Raw genomic sequence first — 23,905 nt, forward strand, 5'->3', positions numbered from 1 at the left:
CTGTGCAGAAATGACAAAACCCGCTCAATGGCGGGTTCTGGGTTTGCCCAATGGGCGAATTAGTTGGTGTCGGCGCGGTACTGAAACGAGGCAGAGACTGTCTGCGTGCTGTCACCGGTGATCAGCGGCCCAGGTTCGACCGGCGTGAGCACCAGCACCTCGAAAGCGTCTTGCTTGAGCCTGAGATAGGCCGGAAACAAAGCGGCAATGTCGTCGACAAGGCCCTCAGCTTCGCCAGTCCCATTGCCTGCTGGGGTGACAACGTTGACCTGAAACACGCCGGTATAGACGCGGTGATCACCCGACAAGGTGTCGGTACCGGTCCCGGCTGGAAGCATGAACGCCGCCAGATACGTCTCGTCTGTCTCTGGCGTGAAACTGACACCCTGGTAGGCGATCCTCAGGTTGCGCCCACCCGCCCACACCGTGAGTCTCTGCTCAAACAGTGAGCGGATTATTTTGTGGCTCATACCTGATGATTCCTGATGGCCGCCTCAACGATCTGCTGGAAACGCGCCACGGTGATTCGAACCATACCGCCCGGTGCCTGGGTCGAATGCCCAAATTCCAGCGGGATGGCGTACGGCAGGCTGTTGGTGATGTAGGCGACGTCGCCGGCGTGGAATTCCAGCGCACCGTTGACGATGCGGGCCGTGGATTTGCTGCCAGTCGGGTCGACCTCTTCTGTAGTCGTCCCATCTGGCGCGCCAATCCCGAACATCCAGTTGCCACGGAACCGGCCACCGACGTAATCCTGGCCAGCTACGAGCCCGTTGACGTTGAAGTTCTGGACACGCTCGGTCTTGGTCAACGGCTTGGCGTATTTCACACCTCGCTTCAGCTTGCCGGACTTCGTGAAGTTCGACTCTGTCAGGTTGATGACCGTATTGCGCAGGGAAACCTTGAAGTCGTATTCGTCGGCTGCGCGGGTGTTGGCATCACGAAACGCCAGGTTGGCCGCCCATATCTCAGGATTGCCCACTGGAGACATCCGGATGACGCTGCTGCCGATCTCGATGATGATCTCGCGAAGGCTGGCATCAACCGCTTCCTTGGCCTGCTGGGCAAATCTGGCGAGGTCGAGAGCGAAGCTACCGGACTGACCAGCGCCTGCGCGGCTCATGAGCGCACCTGCAGCTCGTAGAGCAGTGGCGTGCCTGCCGGGTTGATCTCTTTCAGCGGTGGAATGATCGACCAGGTGCGACCTTGGACCACCACCTTGCTGAGCAGCGTCGGTGGCTCACTCAAGCCTCGAGCGGCAATCTTCAGCTTCTTGTCGCCTACCTTGATCAGGGTATTGGTCTGGAACTCCTGCCCAGTGAAGTCGATCAGGATGCCTTGGGCGGTTCGCTCCGTGACCGTATCTGGTGATGTGGTGCCGGAGCCTGGGTTGTACTCGCCTTTGATCGAGTCGCGGATGGTGACTGCCTGGCCGTATTCGGTGATCAGATCGAGAGCCATCACGGCCATTTCGTCGTAAAAGGCCATGAGGACTCCTAAAATATCTAACGTGAGCGCCGCTCTTCGAGCATTTCGTCGGCGATTCTTGCGGCTTTTTCTGTGAAGGCCTTGGTGTTAGCTCCCATTGAAGCCATCATCCCGGGGGCGCCGCTAGCGCTGGCCTGCGTTGGCTTTGCGAGCAAACCAGTAATAGCAGCTGCAAAGTACTGGTCCCAAACTTCTCGTTCTTCCTGATCCATAAGCACCTCCAGTTATCGAAGGCTTGACGCTATCACTACACCCGGACTGCAAACAAGCCACGCCTCTGCAGATAGTCCGCGAACTGCGTAGCGCTGGGCCTGTCCGGCGCAGCAGGCAAGAGTCGCCTGCTCGTATTGCTGATGGTCGCGTATTCACGCTCTACCGCGCCGTCGACTTTTTCCTTCGTCACCGCTCCCTTGCGCTTGTCGATAGGATCAATGTCGTCGGCATGAATCTCTGCGGCCAGAGCCATTTGGCCGTACTGAATGCGTGCCGGGAGGTACCGCTCCGGCTTATTCTCGCCATCCAGGCGAATCTCCCGGCGAGGCCAGGACAGTGCCTGATCACCGGTGGATTTGCGTCCCTTCCAGGTCATGCCGTCCATCACTAAGGCGGCCCGGCGCAAAACAGCCTCTTGCGCAGCCTCGTCAGCCGGAATGGCCGCACCGAATTTTCCGGCATAGATGACCAGTTCAGCGGCAGTGGCGTAGCTTTCAGCATCCGGCACGCCGGTGCCGTCCTCGATGATGAGCATGACTTATTCCTTGGTTTCGTTCAGGCGATCTGCTTCGGCCTTGGCCTGAGCCTCATCACCAGCAAAGTCGCTGAATCGTACACCGTCACGGGTGATGATGATCCACTGGTTATCTGCTTCCAGCTTGGGGATGTAGACCGGTTCTTCCTTGGTGCCATCCTTCTGGGTGCCATTGGACTCAGGCTTGGTTGGGCCTTTGCCCGGCTTTGCAGAAGTTTTGTCAGCGGCCTTGGCCTTGCCTTTCACCGGCGTCTTGCGTGTCTCGATCTCCACCTCAATCTCGACCGCCTTGTAGGCATCGACAATTTCCGGGTAATCGCCAACCACTGTGACCTTGGTCACGCCGCGTTCGACGTTCCGGAACAGATCCGGGTTGCGATAGCGCTTGTTGGGATCGAAGTCGCCGCGCTGGTTGCTATAAACGAGTTCCATGATGTTCTCCCTGGCGGCCATTTCTGACCGCACCTGTAGGATGGCTTATGCAGCCGGAGTGAGTTCGATCATCACGCCAGCAGTGACCTTGTCGCTGGCAGAGTGCTTGACCCAGTTGGCGGACGAGCCGACAGCAGCGAGCGATGGATTCGCACCGCCGGCAGTTTCCTTCCAGCTGTAACCCAGAACATCGATGTTCACGACGCCTTCAGCGCGGTAGCCGATGCCGAGGTTTTCCTCATCGTTGACTTCATAGGAGCGGAAGCCAGGCGCCTGGGATTCGGTGATGGTCACGGCGCTTGGCAGCAGGCCGAAGATCACGTCAACCGGGGCGGTATCGGTAACCAGTACCGGCTTGCCCAGGGTGCCTGGCAGGCCGCCGTAGATCACGACACCCGCCTCTTCGTACAGCTTGTTGGTGATGGCTTCGTCGACGATGTCGAAGTATGCCGACGAGTGCATGACCCACAGCGCGATACGGCCGAATTTGTCGCCGAACTTGCGCATGCCGCGAGTCAGCGTCTTCTTGCCGTCGGTCTCGATGCTGGCTTCAACGACCATTGCAGGGTTGGAGCCGATCGAAGCGCGCAGCGCGGCAGTTGCGTACTGCACGAAGCCTTCAAGGGTTGCGTCTGCAACGTCTTGGCCGATGATCTGGGAGAACTCGTCTACCGGGCGACCGCGACGCTTGAACGCCTCTTCGGTCGTCTGATACGGGCCGTACTTCCACGGAGCCTTGACGCCGACTGCCTCACCGGCGCCGATTTTCTTGGCGACGACTTTGGCTTCGGAGTTGACGTCACGGTGATCCAGCGAACCTGCCAGCTTGTAGAAGGCACGTTTGCGGAAGTCGCCTTCGATCAGCTCGTTGTCGAGGATGATTGCGCCGTTGGAGGACGCGTTGAAGATGTCTAGGTTGTCCTGAACACGTTCCAGGTATGCGGTCTGAGCCTCATCGTTGTAGATGATCAGATCGCTGTTCACAGTTGTTGCCATGGGTGAATCCCCTTACTTGGGCAAATTGAGGTATGCGGTTTGGCCGTGCTTGCGCTGGTAGTCGCGCTTTTGCGTGGCTGTCATTTCGGAGCGCTTCAGTGCAGCCTGGCCGCCACCCCCGCCCGGGGCATTCGTACCCGAGGCCCTTGGCCACAGGTGAGGAGCGCTTTCGCGCAAGGATTCCGCCCATTCGAGCGGGGTCAGAGGGGTCTTGCCGTCCTTGCCGAGAATGGTCTGACCAGACTCATCAACGGCGACCGCTTCGCCCTCTTCGTTCAGTGAGAACACGCCTTTGGCGCGCAGGATGATGTCGTCGGTTGCTTCAGGCAGCGCGCCGGCTTTGAGGGCTGCACCGCGCACCGAGTCGCCCAGGACCTTGCCCTGGAACTTGGCGGCGAATGTTTCAGCCTTCGTCGCGCGCTCGCTGATTGCCTTCAACTGCTTCTCATAGTCGCCTCGCAGACGCTCGGTGCGCTTGTTGAATACCTCGTCCACCTTGCCCTCTGTAAGCAGCTTGGTTTCCTCGTCCTGACCGGCGCGGCTCAGCAGCCCTTTGACGGCGTCGATGTCGATGCCCTCAAACTGGGTTTCGAACTGAGTCAGCTTGGTGGAGGTGTCTTTCAACTTCCCCAGCAGCTCGGTATTTTTGGTCTTCAGCCCCGAAACGGATGCTTCAACGGCAGTCGCGATAGCGGCCTTGATTGCCGGGTTTTCCAGGTCGATTTCGTTTTCTTCTGCCACGGTGATGCACCCCTTGGGTTTGTTCGCCCGCTTTGCAGGCATAAAAAAACCCGCCGAAGCGGGTTGATAATGAATGTCCGGTCTAACCTGGCAAAAATCGATACGTGAAAGGCGCGAGTCGCTCCACTCTTACGAGGTCACCCTTATGGAGGCCGTGCTGGTCCAGGAAAGCCGTAACGAAGCGACGTTTACGCTGGCGAAAGATTTTTTTATCAGAAACGATAAAGTCCTCCACGGTCTCAATATTTCCGTAGATCACGTAAGCCTTTCTCGAAGAACTCTCTGACTTTTTTGTACCGCCAATGATCTCCGGTTCAAACCAATCGAAAATATCCGAAAGCAGGATGTAGTTACGTTTTTTGTTGGTTTGCAGCTTTATGATTTTGTAAGTCATGACGGAGGTCCAAAGATTCCAGCCTCGATAGTTTCAAGGAGGGCGGCCCAATTCAATCATTTTCGCTGTTACCAATCCGCTACCGCATTTGAAGGACTAAATACCTGCACGCTCGAATGCCAGCGGCTCAAGCTTTTTCATCTGTTCCAGCGTGAGCGGCTTGAAATTGCGGTCGAGCTGCAGCTCAGAGAAGCGCTCAAGCGTCAGTCCGCCATCACGGAACAGCTTGGCGCGGGTTGGGCCAAGCGCCTGATACTGAAAAGCTGCCGGCTGGAGCTTGAGCCAATCGTAATAGCTCAGATCGGCTGCCACTTGGCCTCCGCCGTCCGGCCCCACCGAGGCGCGGGTAGCATCCTTGCTGAGGAATTTGGTCCATTTGGTCACAGGAACGAAGGTAGTCCGGCACCTGATATGGAACGGGGGCCGCGGCCCGGAATCGACTGGGAAGCGACGCTTATCCATCGACCTGCAGGTCTGGGTTGTCTTGCTATCGAGTGTGGCGACGATCTCAATCTCGGCGACTACATCAGGATTGGCCTTGATCGTCTCCATTCGGGCCTGCGAGGCGACGTGCTGCACAGCCGTGTGCACGACTGCACTGGCATTGCGCTTGGTCGTTGCCAATATCCCGTCGCTGTACCCAGCAGCCTTGGTACCGCGAATCTTGCGGATGACCTGAAAGTTCGTCTGCCCCTCGAAGAATCCCTGCCTGATGGCACCACTGACGCGCTCGCGTTCGGTAGTTGCCCAGTCCTTGATGAACGGCTCCAGCAGCTTGCCGCCGCCGTTGTCGCGCACGCTGAGCGGGTTGTTGAGCACCGCCGAGCGGATCGCGCGCGCTGGCGGTACCACTGCATCAAAGGTGACACCCACAGGGGCGGACCGGGATAGCGCCGTCGCTTCGAACTGAGCCTCGTAGTTGGCCAAGTCGATCAGATCAAGGTTCAGCGTGGTGGTATAGCGGTCGAAGATGCCGAGCAGCAGGCTGTCGACCTCGTCGAGCAGCTGGTTCAGCCGCTTGATGTTGTACTCGCTCAGGTCGGCATTGGTGAGCTGCTCGCGCACCGCCCGGTCGATCTCCTTGAGAAAAGGAGCGAATTTCTCGACCTCTCCAGCCTTCAGTTGCTCCAGAAACACCGAGTGCCGAATCGTGGCATCAAGTACCGCTTGGTTGACGGCCATCGTTTAAGTCCTCGTCATCATCCAGGCCGAGGTTGTCGGTCTGTTCCTGAAGCTCTCCGTCTATCTGCTTGTCGGTTCGCTCCGGTGCGATCAGCCCCAACTTGCGCAGGTACCCGCGCAGATCGGCTTTGGCAAACCCGCCGCTCTGCCATAGCTGCACAAGCGCGGTGATCATCTGCGGGTCCGCGCTGAGCTCGACGAACTCCTGATTGACCAGGTAAGCCGTCTTGCCGGTGGCGCCCAAGAACTGAGCACACCAACCCAGCGCTCGGGTATAGGCCTCGTTGACGTTGGATACGCAGATCGCGAGCACCGACGTGGACGCCGACTGGTCGCCTCTCGACTCTGTAGCCGTCTTGGCCGTCATCGACGACACAACCATGCGTGCGCCCAGCTCAATCATCATCTGGTTCTTGTCGGCCATCGCCTCTTTCACCAGCGTGTTGGGCTGGGGCTGGGCAAAAGCAAACGTTTCGCCAGCAGGCACAGGGATCGGAGCGCGGGAGCCTACGTAGACGCCTTCTTTGCGCGCCATTTCGAGCCATTGGTCGTCGACGCCGCTGATCCATGGCTGAGCCTGGCCACACCAGAACACGCTGTCCTCGTAGTCCGCGCTGTTCCGATAATGGCCGAGGTTGATCATAGCGATGTCGTAAAGCGGCGACTCGTCAATGCTTGGGTCGTTGTTCTGCGCGCCGATGAAAGTGAAAGGGATCTCCTTGAGACGTCCGCCCTTCCCGGCTGGCATGTACTCTTCCACAACCTCAAGAGGGCCACCGCCGCGCGGGCCTTTACGACGCCAGACGCGACAAACGTACAGTCCATCCTCGCCAAGGGCCAGCTCGCGAAACTGTTCAGTGCACTTCAGCCCAAACCCATCTGGCTCTTCGTTCATCTCACGCAGAACAACCATGATCAGGACGTTGTGGCCGTCCACCATACCGGTGCGCCAGTTGATGACGTCTTCAGCCGTGTAAGTGAGGATGACCGAATGCCCACCGATGCCGCTGTCCTCGTGGAAGTCCACGAAAAGACCATGACGACCGGCTTCCAAGACCTTCTCAAGCGAGCCTTGCGACTGCTGATAGATGCTCACGCCTGCGCCGTTGGCATTGTCCTGCAGGTATTCAAGGTTCTTGGGGACCGTTAGCGTGGGGTCTTTGTGGAACGCCAAACCAATCAGCCCGTTTCGGGTGTGGCCGGTGGCGTTCTTGAACACCGCGCGCTCGCGGTACGCGTTGTTGCGCTCGACGTTCTCTTCTGACTTGTCGTGTCGGTTGATGTAAGGCAGCCGGTCAACAACACGGTGCTGGCCAGCACAGACGTCGCGCACAGTAAGCCAGCGATCCAAAGCCTCGATGTATTCGGGCCGTTTGAAGGAAACGTCATTATTCATCGGGCGTATCCCAGGGCTAGAGAGGTGACCGGTTTTATGATCGGGTACTCGCGGTGGATGAAATAACCGCCGCCATCGTTCGCGTGGTCGTTGCCTTGTGATTTGTCGGGTTCACCGTTGGCCGCCCAGACCTGCTGTTCGAGGCCATCGGCATATGTCGGGCAGGTGAAAGGGTTGACCAGGTATCGGCGCTCGCCCTGCGCGTTGCAAAACATCGCGTTCATAGCGTTGATTCGATCCTTCACCGGAGGGTTGGCCGCAGGGGCGATCACTGTGAAGCCTGCCTGCTTGAGCATGGCGATATCCGTGACGCTGGCATTGACTGACTTGCGCGAGTCGCCGGAGGCGTCTGGGTAAACCCTGACTTCGCAGGTCTTGATGTACTTGTCGCCATCGTGGCGCCAGTAGCGTTCCTTGATGCGTCGGATCATGTCGGGCGTGTCGTAGCCGTCCACGAATTCGTCCACGGCTCGGGGCAGGCCCTTGTCACGCTTCACATGCGTGATCGCTGCCATCTTGCCGACGTTGAAGTCCATGCCAATGAAAAGAGGCTCACCGACCTGGACCGTGTCGAAGCACTGGTTCAGTTTTCGGTCATAAGCGTGGTAGATCGACCCAGACGTCAGGTTGACGAATTGGCCGTTCAGGTACGCCCTGATCAATTGCTCTGGGTACGACTCCATCAGCGAAGGGATGTAGTCGTCCGGCAGGTTCAGCTCGTTGTCGAAGGTGCTCGCCTGGATGAGCCCATACATCTCCTTGAGCGCTGGCTTGTCGCGCAGCTGCTTCACGAACTGCAGGAAGACGAACTTGAAGCCTTCCGGTGTCGTGGTGACATCTACGCCGTTCTTCAGCCCGGGCAGGTTGTAACGCATTCGCGCGATGATCTTGCGCCAGGCTTGCTGCGCCTTGATCGAGGTCAGAACGTCCAGCTCGTCGACCAGGGCGTGCCCTACCTTGAAACCAACAATGGTCTGCGGCTTCTCCATCGAGCGACAGATCACGGTGCCGCGATACTGCCGACCGCTATAGATGTGAACCTCATGGTTCGCCTGATTGATCTTTGTCTTCAGGCCCCACTCGTAAGCCACCTCCTCCATCGTCGGATAGAAGATGTCCCGGATCTGCGGATAAGTCGGTGCGAAATAACCGGCGTTGACACCCGGCCACTCCATGAAGTGCTTGCTCAGCGCCGAGCAGCCGACCCACGTCTTCCCAGAGCCGAAACCGGCCACAAATGCACGAAACTTGTGGGGCAGCAGCAGGAATTTCGATTGCGGGACGTTAAGGCTGGGCATCAGGCTTCCTCGCGTCCACTACGTCGACCTGGATGCGAGTCGGAATCGCCGGCTCTTCGCCCGGCTCATCCTTGCGGTGACGGTTGACGTACATATCGCCGGATTCTTTAGCAGCCTGTTCCAATACCTGAAGGGCCAGCGCCAAGTTGCGCATGCCCTCTGCTTTCTCAACGATCCTGCCGAGGGCGCGCAGCCGATAGGCCCGGTTGGCAATCGGAATCTCTGCCGTGTCTTCACGGAAACGCTTACGTGTGTCGTGAAACAGCGTCACCCATCTGGCCGCTAGGGTTGCTCCAGCTCGTTTGGTTGGGTCGTGCGACTCACACTGCTGGCGTGATATCTCAATGCTGAATTCTTGTTTGACCTGCTCTACAACTTGCGAGGGAGTGTCGAAGCAAGCCAACGCCTGAACGATGAAGCTCTTCACCTCATGCTTCAGGGCTGCCATAGGTTGGATTCCGTCTAATGCCTGTCAAATTTCAGGCCGACTTGAGCAGACAGGTTCCGCAGGCCCTCGATATATTCAATTTACCTACCTCAGCAGGCTTGTTTGCAGCGTCGACCAGCAGCTGGACGTCTGGGCTTGCCCCATAGCGACGAACCACACCGACGAACTCTTCGACGTCATGACCGCGCATCTCCAGCTTCGGTAATCCGTCTTGCGTGAACTTGGGAGCACCGTACTGATCGGCCGCCTGAGCGATGTGGTAGAGCTCATGCTCGACCAGTGCGCAGAAGTCCGCATCGCTGCACTGCGAGCAGTAATCGGCGGCCAGGGTGATGATGTAGCTCGGTACGTAGCCGAACCAGTCACGCATCTGCTGCTCCATCCGGGCCTTCTGCCAACCACCGGCTCGGAACGCAACCTGTTCGGCCTGGCCCAGCACTGTGCGACCTTGCTTCGTGAATGCAGATGAAGCCCACATGATGCAGATGTCAGCATCGATCAGATGAGCATGGTCTTCGTTGTGGATGGTGCCAGTGTCGGCAAGGATTTCGCTCTGCACCCAATCCCACACGCCTTTCGCTGGCACAAGCCGCATGAACACATCTGATTCTTCTGACCCCCTCAGCAATTCGGCTGGTGGCGTTGGCCTATTCATGCTCCCTCCCAGGCGAGTTGCTTGGTGGTAGTAAGTGAATTCAGATCACTAAAAAAGGATTGAAGTAATGGCCGTTTGCCGGTATTGATGGGAATCATCAAATGCAAGGAAGTAGAAATGTCTACGACAATTCATGCAGCAACGCTTAACAGTAATAATGCCGCCTATGACACCAGCGACAAGCGCGCTTTCGCTGTCGGTATAGCTTTAGAGCTAATAGCGGCCCGCGCCTCAAGCTCTGCTGCAGTTGATTTGAGTCAGGAAATAGCAAGCCTTTCGGATTACGCAGATAAGATTCAGGCGGCTCTAAAAGGCTGATCCATCGTGCCGCACTAAACCTGCGGCACACCCTCTTCGCGAATGCTCAACATCCTGACCTTCCCGCCCGTGCCTGTATCCCGCTTCTTGGCCATCTCTACCGCTTCGGATGCAGTGGTGCCCATATCCATGGCCGTCAAAGCGAATGGTGAGCCGCTGCCGATGGCGTCTACACGATCGAGGTCCAAGGCCGACTTCCAAAATCCAGTTTTGTCGTCATAACCGATCAGGAAAAGCTTTCCATCATCAATGGCGTAACCAGACGCTTCCACCTGGCTGCTTGCGACAGTTCCAAAGTATCCAGCTATCAGCGCATCAAAATCGCAGGCGCAGCCTGTGCAGAGGAACTCAACACCGTTGACGGTCTGCAGCTTCTCGCAGTCATCGTCACTGATTGTCGTGCCTCTTGTGGTTCGCGAGTCATAGGCGATCACGCCGTCTTTGTAGGCAATGGTCGTCATGTTGAGACTCCGATGCTGCTAAAAGTTATCGATGATGCATGGGCCATGCATTTAAACTGCTGCGCTGAACGACTTTGCTGAAAATCTCGCGACTACCGATCCAAAAAAAGAAGGTGTGCATGAACGGCTTTCAAATGTTTACCGTCGGAATCCCGACGTTTTTTCTTTTGCTTAGCGTTGCGTTAGCAGTGGCCCACTCAACAAAACCCACCAGAGTTTTAGGCTACTGGCAGAGCCTGACGGGGAACTTCGTGATGGGGGTCGGTGCAGGGATTTCTGTCGTTTTCGTATGGAAATTCTGCGTTGCTAGCGGATACCCCGGCCGTCTCGACATTTATGCGCTCGCTGCTTCGCTGTCTAACGCTTTATTTTATTCAGCAGCAGTGTTGGGCAACTGCGCTCGCTCTATTAGCGCAAAACGTAAAAAACAGGAGCCATGAAGCAGGAACAAAAACCTGGTCATTCAACCTTGCAGTTCGGCCAAATCGACCGGGCAAAGGCAAGCGCCCCTGCGTGATCGAGGGCGCACTCAAGAAGGATCATCGGGAATGGTTTGTGCTCGGGCGTCGTGACCATCCAATTCTTTTTGGTCATGATCACTCACCATCGAGGGGTAACTGTTACTCGTCCGCGCAAGCGCCGGGTGTAGACCTCTTCACGGGCAGGACGCTTTGCTATAACAGGGTTGGGCGCGTAGACCACAATGCCAATAGCCGTATCGCACCAGAGAACATTGTCGACCTCATTACCATTCACGAACACGCGTCTAATACCACGGCCGTCTCGGACACTGTGGAAAGTGGGATGAGGCATGGTCACTCCGTACCGCAGCGGGTTATCAGATAAAGGGGTCGGCTGGTTTGGCGATGGCGCGCACAAACCACATGAACCCTTGCTGAAGATTGGTCTTAGCCAGAGCCAGTACTCGGGGATCAACACCTTCAATCTGGCCGATCTGCTTGAACAGCTCGCCGGTATCAGCCTCCAAGGCCTTGATCGAATTCATGCCGTCGATCTCCGACTGGCTCAGGTCGCGATAGCCGGTGATTTTCTTGTGCTGGTTATCCATGATCTTTCCTCTGTCGTTCGCGCCACGAAATGGCAGTGTCTGAATTTGTGGAGCGCTACCGTGGTGCCAGAGTTTCTACGCAGCGCTTGAAATGATGGCCGTTAGCCGGTATTAGTGGCGACTTTTAAAGCAAGGTAGCTAACCTAATGCCGTTTACACGCACCCGCATCACTGCAGTATCAATCCTCGCATCTTTGGTTCTCAGCGGCTGCGCCACGCAACCTCAGGAAACGTGGACAAACCACGGCCCTTCCAAGATCGTCACTGAAAATGGGCGATATGTCTGCTATACAGATGCGCAGATCATTGACGGCAAACGTACGCGCTTCAATTTATGCGCGACTCCCTCGTCAGGCCTGATTAGTGCTAATGGGCCACAGATTTGGGCAGGGGCTGGCTACCGGAGGCCATTCAAGTACCCCCTTAGCGAAGCCATTAATGGAGCTGTAGTGCCGCTTGAAGGCTTGGATAACGTGCAGCTTAAATGCGAATCTTTGAAGAAGGTTGCTGGGGGCTCGGCTCCCGAGACATTCTGTAAAGTCACTTTCAAAGATCAAGTGCTCGTAAGCGCTCAGATAGTTTTCGAAGGAATGTAATGTAAGGATGTCTGCGCGCCATACTTTCTACTTTGGCGCTATGGCGTCTGCCGCTCTACCGCCTCGTTGACCTTGTCTGCTGCCTTGCTCGCTGTCTCTGCCGCCTTGGTGGCCTTGCCGGCTGCATCCTCAACCTTCCCTGCTGCATCGGTCGCGGTCTTGGCCAACTTGTTCAGGCGCATGTCGCGCTGCACGGTGGCCTCGTCATAACCACGGCGAACTTCGGCGACCTGGGCGCTATACCAACTGGCAAGCGACCATTGCGAAGCACCGAAGCCCAGCGCGAACGAGCCGGTTACCAGCAGCGAGGCAATAACCCACACCTCTACCCGACGCCACCAGCGCCGGGCGATGAAATCTCTGACGCATCTTTCCATCAGTTGAGCCCTCCCAACTTGGTACGCAGGCGGGCAATCTCTGCGCTCTGCGATGTGACCTTGTCAGTGAGTTGAGTGATCTGGCTGGTCAGGGCTTCGATCTTCCCTTCCATTCGGCCGACAGCGGCAGCCAGTTCGTTGCGCTCTTTGGCGAACTGGTCAGATCGGGCCTCGGCCTCTTTGCGAGCCAGGCGCTCAGAGTCGAGCAGCTCGTTCAGCCTGCGAACGGTGCCGATGTCGGCGTTGTCCATGGCGCGGTCGGTCGCATCCCTGGAGAGGAATTTCCTCAACCACAGGAAGCCACCCAGCAGGATTGTGCCCGTACCGCCCAGCCAGGTAGCGGTGCCTGGGCCGAGGTCGGTTGGGTCCATCTTTACTCCGGGGAAATTAGGTTGGCCGCACGGCCAAACAAAAATAAAAGCTTCCGCTAGCCCTTCGTCTAATCTCGTTGACTCTCACATCAATAAAATTACAAGGACTGTCGGATGCCAAAGGATCTATGGATAACAATGTTGGTGGCAATTATCGCGACTGTCATAGCGCACCAGATCAACAAGTCAGCCCTGATCGAAACCATCAGTCAAAAAACTGGGAAGTTGATCAGGGTGTTGATTAGGGTGATCGCGAGATTCGGAATCGGCTTTCTGCTCATGGTGTTTTGCCTATCGAAGCTTTTGGACTTCGGCCTGAACGGCGACCCGATCAACCGGTGGGAAATCTTGGAGGCCGTCTTTTACGCTTTACTCGCCCTAGAATTCTTGAAGTTTCTGATTCACGACTTAGCCGACGTGAGTAGCGGTAAAAGACCTTTATGAAGACCTGGTGCCGAATGAGGCCCTCTCTGAACTTGATGATCAGAGGTTCCAAGGGGTTTGAGTAAATCGCAGGCATAAAAAAAGCCCAGCAATGAGGCTGGGCTTGGGTGGTCGATACATCAGTCGCTGCCTACTTCCTTGGCTTCATTCAGAACGAACCACGCGCCGGTCAAGTTTGAAACGAAAAGCTCAACCCCTGCGTCTTTTTGATTGGTGGAATCAAGGTGTTCGTTAACAGCATCCTTGGCGTAATCGCAGACCGTCTCACAGGATAGGTACTCCGTCTTCGCAATGTAGTTATACATGGCGGTCGGAAGATACTTCAGCGTCCCATTGCTATCACGAATGGTTCTGTTAAATCCGTGCTTTTCCATGATTTCGTGAAGGTCGTCATACAGCTCAGGATTAGAAAGCTGAACCCTTACGGCGAAACTCGGATATTCATCCGATGAGGGCGTAGTATACGGGTACTCATTTGCCTCTTTATGAAGCTCCAACATTAACCCACCGAGATCAGTCGTCATATAAAACCAGCATCCCTGTCAAGAAGGTAATTCGGAGAAGCAACCAGCAAAACCTATCAAACAAAAAACCCGACATAACTGACGGGCTTCCATGTCCTCAATCCTCAATATGCGCAGGAATGACATGATGGAATGGATAATGGCTCAGTGGTTCAATCCCCGTCAAGCGCAATCTGCAATCAAAATGCCTTCAGCCTCCAAAATTTGCTGAGCCTCAGTCAGCGCCACGTCTACCATGCTCTCCAGGCCCTTGCGAATGTCACGCCTCCACCGCTCCTGCGTTTTGATTGGGTGCGGATCGTCGCTCCAGTTGTCCATCTCGTACCAGGTGGCTGGAAGCACATTTGTGCTGCGCTTGCCTTCGATGCCAGGAAGCTTTGGCATGGCCCAGGTGACGATCGCGCAGTGACGGAACCTCTCAGGCGCCGGCGACCGGTACTGCTTGGTGATTTCCGTGATCGCCGCGTGCTTGCGGTCGGTGTGCGTCGAGAACTTCGCCACCAGCGCGCGCCAGTGCTCCGGGCTCAGCGCCTTGTGCAGTCGACCGAAAACCCAACAGTCGGTCAGGAATGCTGCCTCCTTGCCGACGATCTCGCCCTTCTGCTTGGCGCATTGAACCTTTGGCTCGAAATCACACCCGCCGGCCGAGTTGATGGTTTCCGCGGCCAGAGCCCGGACCACTGCTGCTACAACGTTCCGATACATAATGCCGCTTCTCCTTTCTTCAATTCTCTGGTCAGTGCCCGGTACTTGGCTGTCAGGGCTTTCAATTCTTCGATGGTGTACTTCTGGGGCTCGTGCGGTCCCTCTAGCCATTCCACGTTGACAATGCCGATACGGCGTACCAGCTCAGCCCGGTAATTCACCAGATCCCCGGACTTGTGCATGTTGCACGGAGCGCACTGCCTCCATACGTTGAGCGGTTCGAATCTCAGGGCCGGGTGACCACCGACGGACCGATAGTGCCCGGCGTGCCACTGGCCGTTGTGATGCCGTCCGCAGCTCACGCAAGGCAGCGGGGCATCACGGTGACGAACCCACTCGTTGAAAGCCTGCTGGGTGTCCTTCATGTGGTCGCTGCGGGACTTCAGTTTCTCCTTGCGAGCCTTGATTTCTTTGCGCTCGATATCAGCCAGCGCCTTGCGAGCCTGCGGAAGGTTCTCGGCGGGCATGGCAATGGCGCAGGCTGGTCCGCACACCTTTTGCCCGGGGCGTGCAGGCCGGAACAGCTCTGCGCAGTGGGCGCACTTCTTGGCGCGTGGAGTGCGCTGGGGAATGCCACTGGCCTTGAGTGGTACCTTGCGTTGCAGTGAGGTGCGCTTCATGCAGCTGCCTCACCGATCAGGTCACCGAAAAAGACGCCCAGCGCCGTGAACTCGGCCAGGATGCGGTCCGTGTACGCGATGCCTTGAGCGCGATTGAACAGGCTGGTGACCGGGAAACCATCTGGCCCCAACAGCTTGTTGTCGCCCATCAGGTCAAGCTTTTCCTCGTAGCTCAGGTGCTTGGTGGTCCTGTGCCAAGCCGCGCGGTAGTCCTCGTCCTCATTGATCAGGATCTGAACGCCATGGTGCAATTTGCAGTACTTGCGCGCCTCGCTGGCGTCGCCGATCTGCGTCATCTCCGAGATTCGTTTGTAAAACGCGAACCAAAGGGCGTTCTGGTCGAGGGTGCGGTCTTTGCCCGGGCGCAGCGACACAACGACGAACTTCTTCTCGCGGAACATCGCCGTCATGCGTGTGACGGCTTCGGTGAGCTTTGATTGGCAATTCACGCTGATTTTGTCGGTCACAACTCCGCCCTCTTCAATTGCAATTCCTCAGCCTGTCGCTGGAGCAGCGCGAGGCGGTCGGCCAAATCATTGGCGGCCTTGATCTTCAATTCGTGCCTGCGCTTGGCCGAGGCCTTGCTCATTTCGCGCATGCTGTCTTTCACCGCCTGAAGCTTTTCTCGAACGTCCGGGCTTGGGTTGGCAACCTGGCCGGTGATCAAGCCAGCAATGGCCTGGCCGTCCTGCGTGATGGGCACCACGTTCAAATCGGCCAGGTACAACTGCCCGCGCTCTTGCGGGATGCGCTGCATCTGCACGGCTTTGGTGATGGCCTCAACACGGCGATTGGCGTCGAAACCGACTGAAACGCGCCAGCTAACGCCCTTTTGATCATTGCGGGCCTGGCTCACAAGTCGTTCGTAAGCGCTGATGAAGGCCATGCGTGCGCCGATCTTGTCGCCAGCATCGAGAACAGGTTTCGCGGCAGCCAAAGCTAGCTGGATCTCGTCAGTGAGAACGACGGTTTCGAATTCGTCGCTGGTCGTCATGGCGATGGCCCATGCCTCGTCCTTGCCCGGGCGGCCGTCGGAAGACTGGACGCGCTGGAGGATGTCAGCCATGGCCAACTTTCCCTTCACTTCGAAACGGCAGGCCTTCAGCGCGGCTTTGACGATCGGCACCGAGTAAGCACACAGGTCTTCGGCCATTATCGCTGCCGTGCCAGGATTCATTTCCTGCCCCATGGCTTCAGCGGTTGCGCAGATGGCGGCCGCCAGTCCTGCGACCTGCTGATCGTTCATTTCAGAGGTATTCATTGCGGTCACCTGCTTGGCGTTTGGCCAGAACCATCTGGGCGGCCTGCTCCGCTGCGGATAGATTCGCCTCAGTCCTTTCCAGCTGGCGGGCAGTAGTGCCGTTGACGCGCTGACCGGTTACCCACTGGGTGTGATAACTCTCTGCGTTTGCCAGCAGCTCGTTGAGGCTGTGGCATTTGCGCAGAACGGCGGCATCGCTGGTCTTCAGGAAGTGGGCAGCGACGTGGTGAGCGACATCAGCGCCGAGACGGTCGACCAGCTGGCCGAGTTGGCCGCCGACTTTGGCATTCCAAACCGGCCAGGCGCTGTAACGCTTGCGGTAGGCCATGGCGTAGTTCGCCCAGACCTTGAAGGTTTTGCAGGTTCGATCTTTCGGCCCAGGCATATCGGTGGGAATCTCAACCCGTGGCGTGTCGGCGCGATCGTCAACCACAGCCAAACCGCAGGACTGACCCGGCTCGCCGGGAGGGTCTTGCAAGTCCTGACTTGTACCCTGATTGGTATCCTGATTACTTGTATCCTGATTTGTCGGAGATTTTTCCGACCCTTGCCCGGATTTTTTTCCGACCTTGATCGGATTTTTCTCCGAGGTAGCTCGGATTTTTTTCCGAGCCTTGCCGTCTGGTAGGGTCGGATATTTTTCCGACCCGTCGAGCTTCTGATTCCACTCGACGGCCTTCGCTGTCAGACGAAAAAGTGTGATATTTGAAGTGCTGGAAAGCTCAATCAACCCGGCGTCTTCCAGAGCCTTCAGCATGCGGTAAGCGGTATCAGGCTTGTCAGTGAGCAGCGGAAGCTCCTCGATGATCTTCGCTTTGCTCAGCGCGAAGAAAATCCCGCCATCGGTCTTGATTGGCTTGGTCCAGCTGGGACAGCCGTAGACGAAGGCAAACAGCAGGGCCTGCTGAGAATTCAGCCCCCATTCCAATGCCTTCACCTGGTTTATCGTGACGGTGTACTGCATATCAGGACTTCCCGACCCTTTTGGTCCGGCTCATCAGGCGGCCTTCAGCGATTCGCGAAGCACCTGAAGCGCGTCGATCGCCTCTTGAATGGCTTTGTCACCCTGGGCCTTCTCGTGCTGGCTGATGTGGTTATCAGTTGTTGCGTCGTAGATCAGGCGCTTCACGTCTCCCGACTCGGCGGCGAGATGTGCCAATGCCGCAAGCAGTGGTTTCGGCGCTGGCCGCAGGCGTGCAATGACATCGCAACCGAACTCGTCAGCAAGGGCCTTCAGCGGCCGCAAATCATTCGTGTGCAGCAGAATCCCGAACAGGTGCTCGATGGTCAGGTGATGAGCATCGTTGTCTGGGTTGGCGCGCTGGAGCAGGCTCACGTGAGCAACCCCCATTTTCGCTGCCAAGCTTTTGGCCTCGTTTTCGAGGACGGCGCTCTGGCAGGACCGCAAGAAATTTTCCATTCGTAAAACCTCGATTCTGTTTCCGTAGTGCCTGGCGTTGAGGCAGGGCAATATCTGTTCATTGACGCGGCGGACCAGCGACATCTCATCAGCCGTTTAGGCCAGCGGCGCGCAGCTGATGAAGGGGTTTAAGCGGCTGATTTCTGGATGGCTTCTTCGTACAGGGTCTCAATAGCTTTCCCTGTCTCGTAGCGAACCCCGGCCCCCTTACTGGCCCGGTGAATAGTTGGCTGAGTGGTCTCAGCTTTTTCGGCGATCGCTTTCTGGGAAAAGCCCATGGCGAACAAGCCGGTAAGCATCTGTTGAATCGTCATAGGTGCCTCCAATTCGGCGACGTATTGAACAAATAATACGCGTGCGTATTGGGTCAGGCAATACACTCTCGTAATACGTTTTCTTATTGGTGAAAAATGCATATCGGGGACCGAGTCTTCTCGGAGATGAATGCTCGCGGCTGGAGCGAGGGCGAGCTGGCGCGTCAGGCTGGCGTCACGCAGCCGACTATTCACAGGATAATTACTGGCGAATCAAAATCCCCTAAGCGTGAAAACATCGAGAGGATTGCGAAGGTTTTGCGTGTTCCGAGCAAATGGCTGTGGGACGGTGGGCCGCGACCGGCCTCAGAATCAGCAGAGCAATCCAATGTCGCTCACGTTGACCAGCCCTCGCGCATGTACCGCTATCCTGTAGTGAGCTGGGTAGCTGCTGGCGCGTGGTCTGAAGCGGTTGAGCCTTACGCGCCTGGTGCCTCTGATGATTACGAGATGTCTGACTACAAGGCTAAAGGCCCGGCTTTCTGGCTGGTGGTTAAAGGGGACTCGATGACGGCACCTACTGCCCCTTCGATTCCAGAGGGCTCACAGATACTCGTCGACACCCGGGCAGAAGTAATCCCAGGCAAGCTGGTGATCGCGAAGCTGGCCGGCAGCAACGAGGCGACTTTCAAGAAGCTGGTAGAAGATGGCGGCGTCAGATACCTCAAGCCCCTGAACTCGGCCTACCCTACGGTACAGTGCGCGGACGATTGTAGGATCATCGGTGTGGTGGTCAGATCGCTGACGAAATTTGCATGAAAGCCGAGCCATATGGCGCGGCGGGAATTCGTAGGAGTACCAGTCATGGGATTGACGAAGCCGAATCAACAATTGGCACGCGACCTACAGGGCCTCGCTTCTGACTTGAAGTGGTCGGCCGTGGAGTTGCTGCGGATCGTCGAGCGATTGAGCCTGGCGGGTAACGAGCTTGATGCCCAGGTCATCCTGAAGATGATCATTTTGTTCCAGGCCGACGAGGACAAGCTGGCTGGGTATGTAGATGAGGTTAGGCAAGGACGGATTGTGCGGGAACGATCTGAGTAGCCGGGTCATCTGGCCCGTCATTATGGAAATGTGAGATGAATGTATTTCGAGTCGCGGTACTGATAGTCGCTTCGCTTATTATCTCAAGCTGCGCCAGCAGGCCAAAAACTGAATACGAAAAGAAAGTCGAAGCCATACCAATGCCAGCGACGGAAGCCGAGCGACTTGAGCAATGTCAGGCGGTTCAGGATCTCGCAAGATCAGCCTTTATTAACGACGTGCTTCACGACGCCCAACGCACAGACCCCGGCCCTGGCTTCCCGGTTTACGATGAGTCGGTGTATCCAGCGCTCATGCGACGCCATCATGCAATGAATTGCCCTAGCTTTAATTTACTAAAGTGATGAGCGCATGGCGAGAACAGGGTTTCCGGAGCAAGGCCGGGGCCATTGCTTGGCTGGCGTTACTCATGCTGATTCCTGGCGCTTCCAACTCGGCCTGGCTGGGCGGAGGATCATCCGGCCGAAAGCGGGTCTTCAGTCCGGGTTTCGTCGTATTGTGCGTTTTCGTGGCTGTGGTTGAGCTGATAGCGCTGAATCACTTCTATGGTATGCGGGTGAGGTGAAAGCTGGGGCGGTTGCGTAAGTCACACAAAGAGCGACTGGTTAGCCATCCCAGGAAGTATTCTATCAACCACGTTTAGCTTGCCAGACCTAGTGGCGTAGCGTCTGAACGTTGCCACTCTGCAATTCATGAGTCGCATACCATTAATATTTCCATTCACTGTATCGTACTCCATACCTTGCATGGAGAAATCTGCCATAACCCCCATACACCTATTAGTCATACCTCTGTGGAAGTCCAAATCATTTTCAGCAACAAAAGAATGCAGCATATTTGAATTATGCTTCCGCAAAGACTCTGCCTCATCAACAAACGCCATTGAGTTATAGGGATTCATTATATCTGTGAGACCAATAGCTGCAAAACCTACCGACTGACTTGACGCATCTTGAGATATGCGCCTCGCAAGCTGCTTATCTGCCTCACTTATACGTTTTCCAAGTTGCCCTCTCGATTTAACACGCTTAGCCTCTACATATACCTTTCGCCCATCAACGATGGTAATCATATCAGCCAATCCGTTAAGATCAACTTCATAACCAGCCCTCAAAATTCTAGAAGCAACTGAAAGCTCATAAAGAAAATCACGCTCAGGCTGATGGGGTGCCGCCCCCTTAAAAATATTACCAGAGGCAATCCTTCTCAACGCATTCTGAAAGCTCGATGATTCTGTAGATTGAAGAGCCTCATAAATGCGTATCAGTTCATTTATTTCTGAATGCGCATTTAGAAAACTATAAAACTCTTCTTCGGTATCTGGAGACTTTTCATTTTCTCCAAAGCTTTCAATACTTCTAATGTAAGAATGATAACGATCCGCCCTGACTGAGCCTCCATGCTCACGTAGCCATTCCAGCGCCTCTCTACCTTTAGTCGTCAGATCATGGCTTCCATGCCGGTGAATATCAAACGGGTGATCTGTAATAGTCAGAATCTTTACAGTCCCGTCATTCATTATTCAGTGCCTCGTCATAATCTCCGGAAGCTAAAGCTTCTTCATCATATTCATAGCCAAAAGCTTCGATCTTCCTACGATCTTTATAGCGTTTAAGCTCCTGTCGTGCGTGGCTGATAGCTTCCTCTTTGATATAATCTTCATACCCGCTAAAGACGGGATAATCATTGAGCACCAGCAACCGGTCTAACTGAAGATGTAAGGACTCCATGGTCATTTCACGCTTTGCGAGTGCGGTGCCTTCCGCAAAAAGCATGAATTGTTCAGACAGAATATGCAGTCGATAAAGCTCTTCGCTTTTCAGATAGTTCTTACCAGTCTTGGCTTCCTCAAAGGTCGGAAAGTCCCCACGCATTGTTTGCACGCCCATATAATCGGCCAAGTGATCAGCTCGGTCGAGAATTAGCTTTGAGCTTGTCATGCCGGTAACAGCATGATGAAACTTATCCTGCAATAAAGCATAAAACGACCTTACCGTCTTTGAGCCTGGATCATAGTCGGATGAACAGAGCTTGAAGCAATCCCTGACTTTCGCGTATACCTGCTTTTCCTCTGAACGGAGTGCTCGTATGGCGGCCGCAAGCTTGTTAAGCTTTTCTGGAGACTCACGAAGAGCCTTTTCATTTATGACGTAACCTTGCTCGATGAATGCCTTGAGGGTTCTCGTCGCCCATTGCCGAAATTTCACAGCCCTTTTCGCGTTAACACGGTAGCCAACAGAGATCATCACATCTAGGTTAAAATGGAGAATTCCTTCGCGTAAAACCTCGCGTCCACCTTCAATTTGAACTAGTGCAAATTTTGCACTGGTTGCCTCTTTCTCTAGCTCCTCATCGGAGTAGATGTTCTTGATGTGCTTTTTAGCTACGGATAAATCAACCCCGAAAATATCAGCAACATTCTGGTACGTAGCCCATAGGGATTGGTCTTCATTGTCGAATCTAAGGGCTACTTGAGTGTCATTTTCAACGAAAAGCATCGTATTGCCTTTAGGCTCATACTTACTGCTAAATTCTTCCAACATCTGCCGCTCCGTGACTTATGGGGAGATGGGTTGCACGATGCCACTACGCAGCCGAAGCCGCAAGCAAAGCCCGGCCTAGCACTGCGCTTTTCGATTGCATGCCGATTGTCGTGACAGCATCGTGCTCCTGGCTCGGAGCCTTTTAATTCAGTTTATCCGAGTCCGGAGAATCACATGACCAGAACGCAAATCTCTGCAACAGCAAGGCGCGCCAACAAGCTTATGGATGATGAGTGCACCAATCGCCGATTAATGTTGATACATCGTTTACTCGGCAGAATCGTTTGCGCTCGGCCTCACGTCGATGGGACGGTGTCTGATGCCCATCGAGCGCTCAATAGAGCTACTCAGAGCTTGGGGTCATTCAAACCAGCGAGATAGCATTAGAAACCCAGCCCAGCGCCGGGCTTCCTTCAAGAAGGCTTTGCTCACGCCGATAGCCTTGTACTGCATCTCGCAGTGCAAGGAGGCTCTATGAAAAAGATCGCTATCGCTGGGCTCATCGCACTACTTTCATTCGCTTCAGTCTCTGCCTCAGCATGCCCCAAGGGCACGCATCCAACAGGCGGTACTGGCTCTCACCACAAAGGTGGGACCTGTAAGTAACAGAAGCCCGGCTCAGCGCCGGGCTTTTTCGTTCTACCCCTTGCACGCCCTCTGCTGCCGATCAGACGCCAGCCGCCTCAGCCTCATCTCCCCTTTCACCTTGAGTACGAGCCCGACGATGTCCCGGATCGTCACCAGCGCCGCAGCATCGATGCCTGTGACGGTGAACTCTTCCGCCTCTGTGTTCGTGTCGAATACCCGGATCGTCATTGATGCGTCAGGCGCGATCACGCACACGCACTTCATTGGCAAAAACGCTGCCTCTATGCAAGGCCTCAGATCCATTTGGGAATTCATTCGGTCCATCCTGGTTGCAAGCCAGGAGAATTCCTGAGGCCTACGTTGGGCCGAGTGTAGTCGGGATATTGGATAGTGCTGGCGTTATGCCTAAAGCGCCTCCAGTGCCCTCCTCGCCTTTGCAAAGCTCGCCCCTGCTCGATCTGACCCGGCGGGCCGATGAGCGAGATTTTGCGGTGGCGTATCGTCGGCCGCTATTCGCCTGCATGGTAGAATCCCAAATCATTCAGGGAGAGCTGGCGATGCGTAGTTTTGGCATTTTTGTTTTGATTGCGGGTATTGCGTGTCTGATCTATGCCATTGGCATGGATATATCGGTGCCTACCGGCTTGGGCAGAGTCAATAATCTGGGCCTGATGTCCGACCGATCAAACTTAACGCTCACGGGCGGGATCATCACGATCGCTGGCTTGCTGATGGTGATCTTCGGGCGCAAAGCGTCTCAGCCCGCACCACAAGAAGCTGTGGATACCCGGGCATGCCCTTTCTGCGCCGAGAGTATCAAGGCTGCAGCTGTGAAGTGCCGGTTCTGTGGTGCCGATGTAGAAGCTGCCGAGCCAACGGCCTTGGTACATGGATGGGTCGTGCGCATACCTTGCAGACCTGGTCCCGATGTAGAGCGCGTTGCCACATTAATTCATGCATCAGGCTATCCCATGCTGGAGCCGGACGGCTCGGTCCTGAGCGTCGGCGCATATGCAAACAAGCAAGACGCCACCGCTGTTCGCAAAGCGCTGGGTATGAAGCTTGCGCTCCACGGAGAGGTGTTTTGGGTGAAGCCCGCCGCATAGCCACTTCAATCTGGCAATAAAGCCCGCCTAAGAGCGGGTTTTTTTGTGGGCGCGCGAAAAATAATACGCATGCGTATTGACTGGATTAATACGTGTGCGTATTGTCTGCCCATCGAGACGCAACAGCCCCTCAACAGGCCCAGCGGATCGAACCGCTCTTTAACAGCCTGCGCAACAAACAACAGACCGCATTGCCTCTACCGGCGACCGGCGATCAGACAGCCCCGAAAGGCTGCCCACGATAGGGAGAACCCTGTACGGCTGACGATGGTGAAACGCCTTGACCGAGTGAATGACCTGGCAAGCAATGCGCCCCGCGCATCCCAGCGGCAGAAGGGAGAGACATCTACCGCTTACGCAGCAGGC

General features: G+C 55.8%; 38 protein-coding genes. 8 read left to right on the forward strand and 30 right to left on the reverse strand.

Translation table 11 applies throughout. From position 1 onward, the window contains the following. Positions 1–59: 59 nt before the first annotated feature. The 14 genes from V476_RS25225 to V476_RS25290 all read right to left on the reverse strand — a co-directional run bounded on the left by V476_RS25225 (position 60) and on the right by V476_RS25290 (position 9,778). Complete coding sequence (locus tag V476_RS25225) at positions 60–470, reverse strand: phage tail terminator-like protein (protein ID WP_024961011.1); 411 nt, start codon at positions 468–470, stop codon at positions 60–62. Beyond that, the gene (locus V476_RS25230; RefSeq protein ID WP_024961012.1) at positions 467–1,123 is read right to left on the reverse strand and encodes a hypothetical protein; all 657 of its coding nucleotides are present in this window, start codon (positions 1,121–1,123) and stop codon (positions 467–469) included. The genes V476_RS25225 and V476_RS25230 overlap by 4 nt, the downstream gene beginning before the upstream one ends. Beyond that, a complete protein-coding gene (locus V476_RS25235) occupies positions 1,120–1,488 on the reverse strand; it encodes a hypothetical protein (protein ID WP_024961013.1) in 369 nt (122 codons plus the stop codon). Before V476_RS25235 ends, V476_RS25230 begins: the two co-directional genes overlap by 4 nt. Positions 1,489–1,505: 17 nt before the next feature. Continuing rightward, positions 1,506–1,700, reverse strand: a complete 195-nt coding sequence (locus V476_RS25240) for a hypothetical protein (protein ID WP_024961014.1) — start codon at positions 1,698–1,700, stop codon at positions 1,506–1,508. 35 nt (positions 1,701–1,735) lie between these two features. Then, complete coding sequence (locus V476_RS25245; protein ID WP_024961015.1) at positions 1,736–2,236, reverse strand: DnaT-like ssDNA-binding protein; 501 nt, start codon at positions 2,234–2,236, stop codon at positions 1,736–1,738. Between the two features lie 3 nt (positions 2,237–2,239). Next, positions 2,240–2,668, reverse strand: a complete 429-nt coding sequence (locus tag V476_RS25250; protein ID WP_235810975.1) for a CTP synthase — start codon at positions 2,666–2,668, stop codon at positions 2,240–2,242. A gap of 45 nt (positions 2,669–2,713) precedes the next feature. Beyond that, positions 2,714–3,664 (reverse strand): major capsid protein, encoded by a 951-nt coding sequence (locus V476_RS25255; RefSeq protein WP_002553404.1) that lies wholly within the window; start codon positions 3,662–3,664, stop codon positions 2,714–2,716. A gap of 12 nt (positions 3,665–3,676) precedes the next feature. Further along, on the reverse strand, positions 3,677–4,405 hold the full coding sequence (locus V476_RS25260; RefSeq protein ID WP_011267977.1) for a hypothetical protein: 729 nt from the start codon (positions 4,403–4,405) through the stop codon (positions 3,677–3,679). Between the two features lie 82 nt (positions 4,406–4,487). Continuing rightward, on the reverse strand, positions 4,488–4,799 hold the full coding sequence (locus V476_RS25265) for a hypothetical protein (protein WP_024961017.1): 312 nt from the start codon (positions 4,797–4,799) through the stop codon (positions 4,488–4,490). A 96-nt stretch (positions 4,800–4,895) separates the two neighbouring features. Further along, the gene (locus V476_RS25270) at positions 4,896–5,981 is read right to left on the reverse strand and encodes a minor capsid protein (protein ID WP_024961018.1); all 1,086 of its coding nucleotides are present in this window, start codon (positions 5,979–5,981) and stop codon (positions 4,896–4,898) included. Next, positions 5,956–7,377 (reverse strand): DUF4055 domain-containing protein, encoded by a 1,422-nt coding sequence (locus tag V476_RS25275; RefSeq protein ID WP_024961019.1) that lies wholly within the window; start codon positions 7,375–7,377, stop codon positions 5,956–5,958. Before V476_RS25275 ends, V476_RS25270 begins: the two co-directional genes overlap by 26 nt. Next, on the reverse strand, positions 7,374–8,675 hold the full coding sequence (locus tag V476_RS25280; protein ID WP_024961020.1) for a terminase large subunit domain-containing protein: 1,302 nt from the start codon (positions 8,673–8,675) through the stop codon (positions 7,374–7,376). Before V476_RS25280 ends, V476_RS25275 begins: the two co-directional genes overlap by 4 nt. Then, a complete protein-coding gene (locus tag V476_RS25285) occupies positions 8,662–9,123 on the reverse strand; it encodes a DUF2280 domain-containing protein (RefSeq protein WP_024961021.1) in 462 nt (153 codons plus the stop codon). The genes V476_RS25280 and V476_RS25285 overlap by 14 nt, the downstream gene beginning before the upstream one ends. 31 nt (positions 9,124–9,154) lie before the next feature. After that, positions 9,155–9,778, reverse strand: coding sequence for a putative metallopeptidase (locus tag V476_RS25290; RefSeq protein ID WP_024961022.1), 624 nt, complete (start codon positions 9,776–9,778; stop codon positions 9,155–9,157). A 117-nt stretch (positions 9,779–9,895) separates the two neighbouring features. Between V476_RS25290 and V476_RS25295 the strand changes: the two genes are divergently transcribed. Then, a complete protein-coding gene (locus V476_RS25295; protein WP_024961023.1) occupies positions 9,896–10,096 on the forward strand; it encodes a hypothetical protein in 201 nt (66 codons plus the stop codon). A gap of 14 nt (positions 10,097–10,110) precedes the next feature. Here the strand turns inward: V476_RS25295 and V476_RS25300 are convergent, their stop codons facing one another. Continuing rightward, entirely contained in the window at positions 10,111–10,557 is a 447-nt protein-coding gene (locus V476_RS25300; protein WP_024961024.1) for an Ntn hydrolase family protein, read from the reverse strand. Between the two features lie 119 nt (positions 10,558–10,676). Here V476_RS25300 and V476_RS25305 point away from each other — a divergent pair, with 119 nt between their 5' ends. Next, a complete protein-coding gene (locus V476_RS25305) occupies positions 10,677–10,997 on the forward strand; it encodes a hypothetical protein (RefSeq protein ID WP_024961025.1) in 321 nt (106 codons plus the stop codon). 19 nt (positions 10,998–11,016) lie between these two features. Here the strand turns inward: V476_RS25305 and V476_RS29125 are convergent, their stop codons facing one another. From V476_RS29125 to V476_RS25325, 4 genes are all read right to left on the reverse strand, one after another. Further along, entirely contained in the window at positions 11,017–11,151 is a 135-nt protein-coding gene (locus V476_RS29125; protein ID WP_258043937.1) for a hypothetical protein, read from the reverse strand. A 244-nt stretch (positions 11,152–11,395) separates the two neighbouring features. Continuing rightward, positions 11,396–11,626, reverse strand: a complete 231-nt coding sequence (locus V476_RS25310) for an Acb2/Tad1 domain-containing protein (protein WP_024961026.1) — start codon at positions 11,624–11,626, stop codon at positions 11,396–11,398. Positions 11,627–12,260: 634 nt separating this feature from the next. Further along, positions 12,261–12,599, reverse strand: a complete 339-nt coding sequence (locus tag V476_RS25320; protein WP_024961028.1) for a hypothetical protein — start codon at positions 12,597–12,599, stop codon at positions 12,261–12,263. Next, a complete protein-coding gene (locus V476_RS25325; protein ID WP_024660209.1) occupies positions 12,599–12,970 on the reverse strand; it encodes a DUF3450 domain-containing protein in 372 nt (123 codons plus the stop codon). Before V476_RS25325 ends, V476_RS25320 begins: the two co-directional genes overlap by 1 nt. 114 nt (positions 12,971–13,084) lie before the next feature. Between V476_RS25325 and V476_RS25330 the strand changes: the two genes are divergently transcribed. Continuing rightward, positions 13,085–13,414 carry a hypothetical protein gene (locus V476_RS25330; protein ID WP_024961029.1) on the forward strand — a complete coding sequence of 110 codons (330 nt, stop codon included), beginning with the start codon at positions 13,085–13,087 and terminating at the stop codon, positions 13,412–13,414. Positions 13,415–13,533: 119 nt separating this feature from the next. Here the strand turns inward: V476_RS25330 and V476_RS25335 are convergent, their stop codons facing one another. The 8 genes from V476_RS25335 to V476_RS25370 form a co-directional block, all read right to left on the reverse strand. Beyond that, the gene (locus V476_RS25335) at positions 13,534–13,938 is read right to left on the reverse strand and encodes a hypothetical protein (RefSeq protein WP_024961030.1); all 405 of its coding nucleotides are present in this window, start codon (positions 13,936–13,938) and stop codon (positions 13,534–13,536) included. A gap of 162 nt (positions 13,939–14,100) precedes the next feature. Next, complete coding sequence (locus V476_RS25340; protein WP_024961031.1) at positions 14,101–14,646, reverse strand: hypothetical protein; 546 nt, start codon at positions 14,644–14,646, stop codon at positions 14,101–14,103. Continuing rightward, positions 14,625–15,263 (reverse strand): recombination protein NinG, encoded by a 639-nt coding sequence (locus V476_RS25345; RefSeq protein WP_024961032.1) that lies wholly within the window; start codon positions 15,261–15,263, stop codon positions 14,625–14,627. The genes V476_RS25340 and V476_RS25345 overlap by 22 nt, the downstream gene beginning before the upstream one ends. Next, positions 15,260–15,730, reverse strand: coding sequence for a hypothetical protein (locus V476_RS25350; protein WP_024961033.1), 471 nt, complete (start codon positions 15,728–15,730; stop codon positions 15,260–15,262). Before V476_RS25350 ends, V476_RS25345 begins: the two co-directional genes overlap by 4 nt. After that, the gene (locus V476_RS25355; protein WP_024961034.1) at positions 15,727–16,524 is read right to left on the reverse strand and encodes a hypothetical protein; all 798 of its coding nucleotides are present in this window, start codon (positions 16,522–16,524) and stop codon (positions 15,727–15,729) included. Before V476_RS25355 ends, V476_RS25350 begins: the two co-directional genes overlap by 4 nt. After that, positions 16,511–17,488 carry a hypothetical protein gene (locus tag V476_RS25360; RefSeq protein WP_024961035.1) on the reverse strand — a complete coding sequence of 326 codons (978 nt, stop codon included), beginning with the start codon at positions 17,486–17,488 and terminating at the stop codon, positions 16,511–16,513. Before V476_RS25360 ends, V476_RS25355 begins: the two co-directional genes overlap by 14 nt. A 33-nt stretch (positions 17,489–17,521) precedes the next feature. Next, a complete protein-coding gene (locus V476_RS25365) occupies positions 17,522–17,944 on the reverse strand; it encodes a phage regulatory CII family protein (protein ID WP_016567846.1) in 423 nt (140 codons plus the stop codon). Positions 17,945–18,072: 128 nt separating this feature from the next. Beyond that, positions 18,073–18,258 carry a hypothetical protein gene (locus V476_RS25370; protein ID WP_016567845.1) on the reverse strand — a complete coding sequence of 62 codons (186 nt, stop codon included), beginning with the start codon at positions 18,256–18,258 and terminating at the stop codon, positions 18,073–18,075. Positions 18,259–18,354: 96 nt separating this feature from the next. On the opposite strand from V476_RS25370, the gene V476_RS25375 reads away from it, so the two are divergent. Genes V476_RS25375 through V476_RS29020 form a run of 4 tightly spaced genes read left to right on the forward strand, consistent with a single transcriptional unit; the run spans position 18,355 to position 19,867 of the window. Beyond that, positions 18,355–19,017 (forward strand): LexA family protein, encoded by a 663-nt coding sequence (locus tag V476_RS25375; protein ID WP_016567844.1) that lies wholly within the window; start codon positions 18,355–18,357, stop codon positions 19,015–19,017. A 45-nt stretch (positions 19,018–19,062) separates the two neighbouring features. Then, a complete protein-coding gene (locus tag V476_RS25380; RefSeq protein ID WP_024961036.1) occupies positions 19,063–19,302 on the forward strand; it encodes a hypothetical protein in 240 nt (79 codons plus the stop codon). Positions 19,303–19,337: 35 nt separating this feature from the next. After that, positions 19,338–19,646: a hypothetical protein gene (locus tag V476_RS29210; protein ID WP_024961037.1), complete on the forward strand. Its 309-nt coding sequence runs from the start codon at positions 19,338–19,340 to the stop codon at positions 19,644–19,646. Further along, positions 19,646–19,867 (forward strand): hypothetical protein, encoded by a 222-nt coding sequence (locus V476_RS29020; RefSeq protein ID WP_024961038.1) that lies wholly within the window; start codon positions 19,646–19,648, stop codon positions 19,865–19,867. Before V476_RS29210 ends, V476_RS29020 begins: the two co-directional genes overlap by 1 nt. A gap of 21 nt (positions 19,868–19,888) precedes the next feature. On the opposite strand, the gene V476_RS28405 is transcribed toward V476_RS29020, so the two are convergent. The 3 genes from V476_RS28405 to V476_RS25405 all read right to left on the reverse strand — a co-directional run bounded on the left by V476_RS28405 (position 19,889) and on the right by V476_RS25405 (position 22,748). Next, on the reverse strand, positions 19,889–20,821 hold the full coding sequence (locus V476_RS28405) for a hypothetical protein (RefSeq protein WP_146050733.1): 933 nt from the start codon (positions 20,819–20,821) through the stop codon (positions 19,889–19,891). Further along, positions 20,814–21,845, reverse strand: a complete 1,032-nt coding sequence (gene rhuM / locus V476_RS25400; protein WP_024961040.1) for a RhuM family protein — start codon at positions 21,843–21,845, stop codon at positions 20,814–20,816. Before rhuM ends, V476_RS28405 begins: the two co-directional genes overlap by 8 nt. A gap of 639 nt (positions 21,846–22,484) precedes the next feature. Next, the gene (locus V476_RS25405; protein ID WP_024961041.1) at positions 22,485–22,748 is read right to left on the reverse strand and encodes a DUF1652 domain-containing protein; all 264 of its coding nucleotides are present in this window, start codon (positions 22,746–22,748) and stop codon (positions 22,485–22,487) included. 86 nt (positions 22,749–22,834) lie between these two features. Between V476_RS25405 and V476_RS25410 the strand changes: the two genes are divergently transcribed. After that, the gene (locus V476_RS25410) at positions 22,835–23,539 is read left to right on the forward strand and encodes a hypothetical protein (protein ID WP_141251957.1); all 705 of its coding nucleotides are present in this window, start codon (positions 22,835–22,837) and stop codon (positions 23,537–23,539) included. Positions 23,540–23,905: the final 366 nt, after the last annotated feature.

The organism is Pseudomonas syringae KCTC 12500 (assembly GCF_000507185.2).
Taxonomy (GTDB): Bacteria; Pseudomonadota; Gammaproteobacteria; order Pseudomonadales; family Pseudomonadaceae; genus Aquipseudomonas; species Aquipseudomonas syringae.